A 6,230-nucleotide genomic window follows, 5' to 3' on the forward strand; every position below is an offset into this window, starting at 1 on the left:
ATGAAGTGCCATTTGCGTAATCTGTTGACTTTTCTATTACTCATGGTGTTCATTTTATCGCCAAATGCTGAAGCCTTTGCGAAAAAATTAATACCAATGGGCGAATCAATTGGGATACAGTTACAATTGCCATTTGTTTACGTTGCCCATGATGTACTTTTGCCAAATGGACAATGGCTAAAAAAAGGTGACGTAATTAAAGGAGTAAACGGCTCAGAAGTAACATCAGTTGATAAAATTAAACAACAGTTAGACTCCAAAGAGCTTACGTTATCCGTAAAACAAAAAGCACAAGAGCAACGTGATATTTCATTGACAAGCGAGCAGGCAAACAATATTTTGCCCTTTTTGAAAGATGAAACGGATGGCATCGGGACATTAACCTTTATAGATCCGGAATCAAAACAATACGGCGCGTTGGGTCATCAAATAATTGATGGTGTGTTAAATGAACCACCAGATTTTACAGATGGATCAATATTTTTAGCCTCCATTGAACAAATAAAGAAAAGCAGTCCGGGTAATCCTGGCTATAAAATCTCAGTAATTGAAAATAACAACATTCGTTTAGGGAATGTCAAATCGAATGATCTATATGGTATTTTTGGTAGCTGGGAAAGTGAAATAAAGAACAATTTGCGAAAACCGATTGAAATAATGAAAGATGAAGAAATTGCACTAGGTAAAGCTGAGATTTACACGGCTATAGAAGGATCAGAAGTAGAAGCGTTTGATATCGATATTGTAAAGATAGAGGATAATATCTTGCAATTCGTTGTAACGGATAAAGTGCTACTAGAAAAAACCGGAGGAATACTTCAGGGGATGAGTGGTAGCCCGGTTATTCAGAACGGAAAGTTTGTAGGAGCCGTGACCCATATGTTTGTCGAACAACCACAAAAGGGTGCCGCAATTACGGTAAATGAAATGTTAAAGAAAGAACCAAAATAAGGTGTATAAGGAATAAAGACTATATTTACTGAAAAGTATAGTCTTTTTCCTTTTTTTTTATTAAAATAAAACTAATGCATGGAGGAACATCGATTCTATAGTTGTATCTTTTTAGAAATATGTCGATTCAACAAGAAACATTCATACTACATAATTATTTTTCGCATAAAAGAAGGTTTTTACTTAAGATTGTCGAATGTAGTGTTGTCAAGTATAGTAAATATGTGGCATAAATTGAGATGGGATACTATTAAAGATGAATATGTGTTGTTTATAATCTAAGGGGGAATTTTTTTGGCGAAAGTAAGAGTGGCAATTGCTGACGATAACCGCGATTTAGTCAGAACGATGGAACAATTTTTTGAAAATCATCCTGATATTGAAGTAGTAGCAACTGCATCAAACGGTAAGCTTTGTATTAAAATGTTAGAAGAATTTCATCCAGACGTTTTACTTCTAGATATTATCATGCCACATCTAGACGGTCTTGGCGTTCTAGAAGCAATGTACAGTGATGACGCATTTGCTAAAACGCAAGTAATCATGCTTACGGCCTTTGGACAAGAAGATGTTATGAAACAAGCGGTTACATATGGTGCTTCATACTTTATGTTAAAGCCATTTGAATTTGAACAGCTTGTACAAAAAATTCTACACTGTGCTGGACAAAAAACAGAGAGTGTAAAAAGACAAAGCATCCTTCAACCAGAAGGACAAGCTAAAGTGAACCAACGTCAGTTAGATACAACAATTACAGCAATTATAAAAGAAATCGGTGTCCCAGCACATATTAAAGGTTACTCTTATTTAAGAGAAGCCATCCAAATGGTTTACTATGATATTGAATTATTAGGATCTGTAACAAAAATTCTATATCCAGAAATTGCGAAAAAATTCAGTACAACGCCTTCACGTGTAGAACGTGTTATCCGCCATGCAATCGAAGTAGCATGGAACCGAGGCAATTACGAATCCATTTCGCAAATGTTCGGCTACACAGTGCATCACTTAAAATCAAAACCAACAAATTCTGAGTTCATCGCCATGATTGCGGACAAGATTCGTATTGAATTGGTGGCTTCTTAAGAGATTATTTACTATAGCATATCTAATCCAGCTTAAAGCTGTGACTAGATATGCTTTTTATTTTAAAGGATAGGCAATTATGTAAGGTCTCTAGCAAGTTAGCAAATAGAATAGAAATAGAAACTATACTATTATCTAGCGATTGGAGATAAAATATGAAGATAAATTGGAAGGTTCGTATAAGGCATAGACAATTTTGGGTAGCAATTATTTCTGCATTCGTTCTGTTAGCAAATCAAGTGGCTTCTATATTTGATGTAGATATTACTCTAATGAGTGCGAAGATACAACAATCATTAGAATCGATTTTGCTAATTCTAGCTTTATTTGGAATTATCATCGACCCGACAACAGAAGGAGTTAAGGATAGCTCGCAAGCAATGGTTTATGTTAAGCCGAGATGTGATACTGATGACGTTCCTAAGTCGATTGAAAAAGTAGAGGAAAAGCAGCAGGAAATGAAAATTGAAGTTCAGCATGAAACAAAAATTGAAGTCATCCAGCAGCAGCAAGATGCATCAAAAGAAAAGATAGAGTAAATTGTCTTATAAATATTTAATTTTTTGAAAATATGAAATAATGATGCATCAAAAGTAATATTTTACTAATTTAGGGCATTTTGTCTAAACAAACTGGAAAATTTTATTTATACTGGTTTGTAGAGGTGTTTTGTATGATTATTTTTACTAACGATTTTATCGAAATTATCGAAGAAAATAATAAAGTGTTATTAAAAACAATTCAAGCTAACTTTCAATTAAAAGACTTTGACCAACTCGTACGTAAGTATCCAAGGATCAGATTGACCAATTTTGCTCTCCTCAAAAGTGCATTAGGTATGGTATCTACTCAACCGGTTGAAATTGGTCAATGGCTGCCAATTATTGAAATAGAAATTGCAAAGGATAATATGTCGGCAAATATCACTTTGAACGAAACGACTGAACAAATAAAAAATAATCAAAATAAAATCCTTCTCAATTTAGATGAACTATTAAGTAAACATCATATCACTCATGGTATTAAAGAGATTGATACTGAAAAAATAATTGCAGGTAAGACCTATTGCATCGCTGAAGGCACCGAACCTGTAAAAGGTGAAGATGCAAAGATTACCTATTTAGAAATTCCTGAAAGAAAACCCGTCATCCATGAAGATGGAAAGGCGGATTATTTTGAAATGAATTTCATTTTTGAAATCAAAGAAGGCGATTGGTTAGGTGAAAAGATTCCTGCTCAGCCAGGTATTGATGGAAAAAATATTTTTGGAGAAAGTGTACCAGCTCCATACGGTGATGATATACCGCTTAAATATGATTCCCAGGCTGCCTATGAAATAGAAAAGGATAATAAAATAATTCTTTATGCCTCAAAAACAGGTGCTGTTGAAAATCATCATGGACTTCTTACGGTGAGTAATCATTTAAAAATCGAAGGAGATGTGGGCCTGGGAACTGGCAACATCGACTTCGATGGTTCTGTTTCAGTCCAAGGCACCGTCTGTAGTGGCTATTCCGTGAAGGCTACAGGTGATATTTCCATTGAAAGTCCAGAAGGGATTACTGGAGCTAAGCTTATACAATCCCTAAATGGTGATATCTATATAAAGGGCGGTATTTTTGGTCTTAGTGAAACAGAGGTAGAAGCAGAGGGTAGCATTTTCGTAAAGCATGTGAATGATGCTAATTTGGTTGCCAAAAATGAAATTGTCATAGGATTTTATTCGCTAGGCTCTTATTTAGTGGCGAACATAATTTCTCTTGATGAAAACAAAGGGAAAATTATTGGTGGTAAAGCTGTAGCTAAAAATTCAATTATTACTGCATTCTCGGGAAATAGATTAGATAGAAGGACAGAGCTGGTAATCGAATGCTTAAGTAAACAGGAAGCTCTTGATAATATTCATGAAAGAGCAGCCCTTTTAAAAGGTATCCGTGAAGAAATTTTCGAGTTAACAGCAAAACTGCACGAAGCAAACCAACATAAGAGCAGACTTAACAGAATGCAACTGCAGGGCTTGCAGGTTTTACAAAAAGAATTAGAAAAAAAGAAAGTCAATTCTGAGCAGATTGATAATGAAATTCAGCAGCTGATGCAAGCTGTTAAAGTTAGTGGTAAAGAAGAGATTGTTGTGAAAAAAGAAGCTAATCCTGGTACACTCATTCAGATAGGTAAAAAATCCTCTTTACTAAATAAAAGTACACAGGGGAAGTTTTTAATAGAGTTTGGAGAGTTGAATGTATAAATGACAAAGCGAATCCCTATATTTGCCCACCGTGGGGCATCTGGCTATGCATTAGAAAATTCATTTAAAGCCTTTGAGAAAGCTCGGAAGCTTGGTGCTGATGGAATTGAGCTAGATGTACAGTGTACAAAGGATAATTGCCTAGTTGTGTTTCATGATATAGAGCTATTTCGATTGACGGGTGTAAAAAAGAAAATTAATGAATGCACCTACGAGGAATTAAGAAGGTATTCATTAGGTAAGCATATTTTGAGAAGGTTTTCAAAAGACAAAATCCCTACCTTAACGGAAGTTGTAGAATGGGCAAATCTTCATAACCTGCCTTTAAATATTGAATTGAAGGAATCATTACTTGAAAATCGTAACGCTGTTATTGACGGATTGAGGGGATTAGAGTTACCAAAGGGTAGTCATTTTTCCTCATTTCATGACGAATTATTACGTATTGTTAAAATGCAAAGACCAGAATTCCAAACGGCTATTATTATAACTAAGAAATACAACTGGCAGGAATTATCTAAACAATCACATATAGATGCTGTTCATGCACATAAAAGATATTATAAACGTGAATATTTTAGAGCTTGTATTGATACAGGTAAGGGCTTACGATACTACTCCATTACTGGTAAGGAATCATTTTTAGCTTACCCTGATCCATCAGTAATCGGTTGGATTACGGACTTCCCGGATATAGTAGCTAAGGCAGAACGAAGTAAAAATAATAAAATAGACGTTCAATTTTAAGGGATTTGGGTACCCTAAAATCGAACGTCTATTTTTATGTCAAAATAAATTGTTTACTGAACCTTTGGTGGGATTTTTCCATTTTTACGATCTCTATGGTATAAAAACCCAGCAAAAAAGCCAAGCCCAACAACTAAGAAAATAATACCGATGATAAATTGTAGCCATAACCAAGGGAATGGTGATATTAATTTACTAAATAATGTATCACGCATAAATTTGATTCCAGCACCAGCCATTAAAGCAGGAATCAACATAACAATAAAAGCTAACATCCTTGCCATTTTTAATAACACCTCACTATTACTTTTATTTTACAATGGTCAATTTGAAAGTCAAGGAACACTAAACCTTTACATAAAATGAATAATATTTTTGGATAGTTCAAAAAATTCCCAATATAACAATTTCGGGATTAATGGTTGCCTATTTCCAGAATAAAAAGTATGTTTAATATAGGTAAGAAATTTGTTAGCAATACTAGTATGATTTAAGTTCAATTAAGTAATATTCGAGAAAGAAAACGCTTACTTCTTGGAGGGATTGTAATGGAAATCTTTAAATACTTAGAAAAATACGATTATGAGCAGGTAGTTTTTTGCCAAGATAAAACTTCTGGATTGAAAGCAATTATTGCTATTCATGACACAACACTTGGCCCAGCATTAGGTGGATGTAGAATGTGGACGTATGCAACAGAAGAGCAAGCAATTGAAGATGCACTTCGTCTAGCTCGTGGTATGACTTATAAAAATGCGGCTGCAGGTCTAAACCTTGGTGGAGGTAAAACTGTTATCATCGGAGATCCCTTTAAAGACAAAAATGAAGAGATGTTTCGTGCATTAGGTCGTTTTATTCAAGGCTTAAATGGTCGATACATTACAGCGGAAGATGTTGGAACAACAGTATCTGACATGGACTTAATTCATGAGGAAACGAATTATGTAACTGGTATTTCTCCAACATTTGGTTCTTCAGGAAATCCATCTCCAATTACTGCTTATGGTGTATATCTTGGCATGAAGGCTGCTGCAAAAGAAGCCTTTGGTTCAGATAGCTTACAAGGTAGAACGGTTTCAGTTCAGGGTCTTGGAAATGTTGCCTATACATTATGTGAATATTTATATAAAGAAGGCGCAAAATTAGTTGTTACTGACATCAATCAAAAAGCAATCGATCGAGTTGTTAATGACTTTAACGC

The 6,230-nt window shown here is 34.7% G+C and carries 7 protein-coding genes; 6 read left to right on the forward strand and 1 reads right to left on the reverse strand.

Features of this window, described 5'->3' with window-relative positions; all coding sequences use genetic code 11:
* From BJ095_RS16600 to BJ095_RS16620, 5 genes are all read left to right on the forward strand, one after another.
* Window positions 1–951 carry a SpoIVB peptidase S55 domain-containing protein gene (locus BJ095_RS16600; RefSeq protein ID WP_107934860.1) on the forward strand — a complete coding sequence of 317 codons (951 nt, stop codon included), beginning with the start codon at window positions 1–3 and terminating at the stop codon, window positions 949–951.
* A gap of 294 nt (window positions 952–1,245) precedes the next feature.
* Window positions 1,246–2,037, forward strand: coding sequence for a sporulation transcription factor Spo0A (gene spo0A, locus BJ095_RS16605; protein ID WP_110561305.1), 792 nt, complete (start codon window positions 1,246–1,248; stop codon window positions 2,035–2,037).
* Window positions 2,038–2,192: 155 nt separating this feature from the next.
* A complete protein-coding gene (locus BJ095_RS16610; RefSeq protein ID WP_107934862.1) occupies window positions 2,193–2,576 on the forward strand; it encodes a phage holin in 384 nt (127 codons plus the stop codon).
* 134 nt (window positions 2,577–2,710) lie between these two features.
* Window positions 2,711–4,282, forward strand: coding sequence for a DUF342 domain-containing protein (locus BJ095_RS16615; protein ID WP_107934863.1), 1,572 nt, complete (start codon window positions 2,711–2,713; stop codon window positions 4,280–4,282).
* On the forward strand, window positions 4,283–5,029 hold the full coding sequence (locus BJ095_RS16620) for a glycerophosphodiester phosphodiesterase (protein WP_107934864.1): 747 nt from the start codon (window positions 4,283–4,285) through the stop codon (window positions 5,027–5,029).
* A 53-nt stretch (window positions 5,030–5,082) separates the two neighbouring features.
* Here BJ095_RS16620 and BJ095_RS16625 read toward each other — a convergent pair whose 3' ends face one another.
* Window positions 5,083–5,313, reverse strand: a complete 231-nt coding sequence (locus BJ095_RS16625) for a DUF2627 domain-containing protein (protein WP_107934865.1) — start codon at window positions 5,311–5,313, stop codon at window positions 5,083–5,085.
* A gap of 264 nt (window positions 5,314–5,577) precedes the next feature.
* On the opposite strand from BJ095_RS16625, the gene BJ095_RS16630 reads away from it, so the two are divergent.
* A partial coding sequence (locus tag BJ095_RS16630) for a Glu/Leu/Phe/Val dehydrogenase dimerization domain-containing protein (RefSeq protein ID WP_146223230.1) occupies window positions 5,578–6,230 on the forward strand: 653 nt, incomplete at its 3' end.

Origin of the sequence: Ureibacillus chungkukjangi (assembly GCF_003217295.1) — a bacterium.
GTDB lineage: Bacteria > Bacillota > Bacilli > Bacillales_A > Planococcaceae > Ureibacillus > Ureibacillus chungkukjangi.

Bases quoted from the DNA above. Each gene is read 5' to 3' on its own strand.
- BJ095_RS16600 (WP_107934860.1), top strand. From the start codon at position 1: ATGAAGTGCCATTTGCGTAATCTGTTGACTTTTCTATTACTCATGGTG.
- BJ095_RS16610 (WP_107934862.1), top strand. From the start codon at position 2,193: ATGAAGATAAATTGGAAGGTTCGTATAAGGCATAGACAATTTTGGGTA.
- BJ095_RS16615 (WP_107934863.1), top strand. From the start codon at position 2,711: ATGATTATTTTTACTAACGATTTTATCGAAATTATCGAAGAAAATAAT.
- BJ095_RS16620 (WP_107934864.1), top strand. From the start codon at position 4,283: ATGACAAAGCGAATCCCTATATTTGCCCACCGTGGGGCATCTGGCTAT.
- BJ095_RS16625 (WP_107934865.1), bottom strand. From the start codon at position 5,313: ATGGCAAGGATGTTAGCTTTTATTGTTATGTTGATTCCTGCTTTAATG.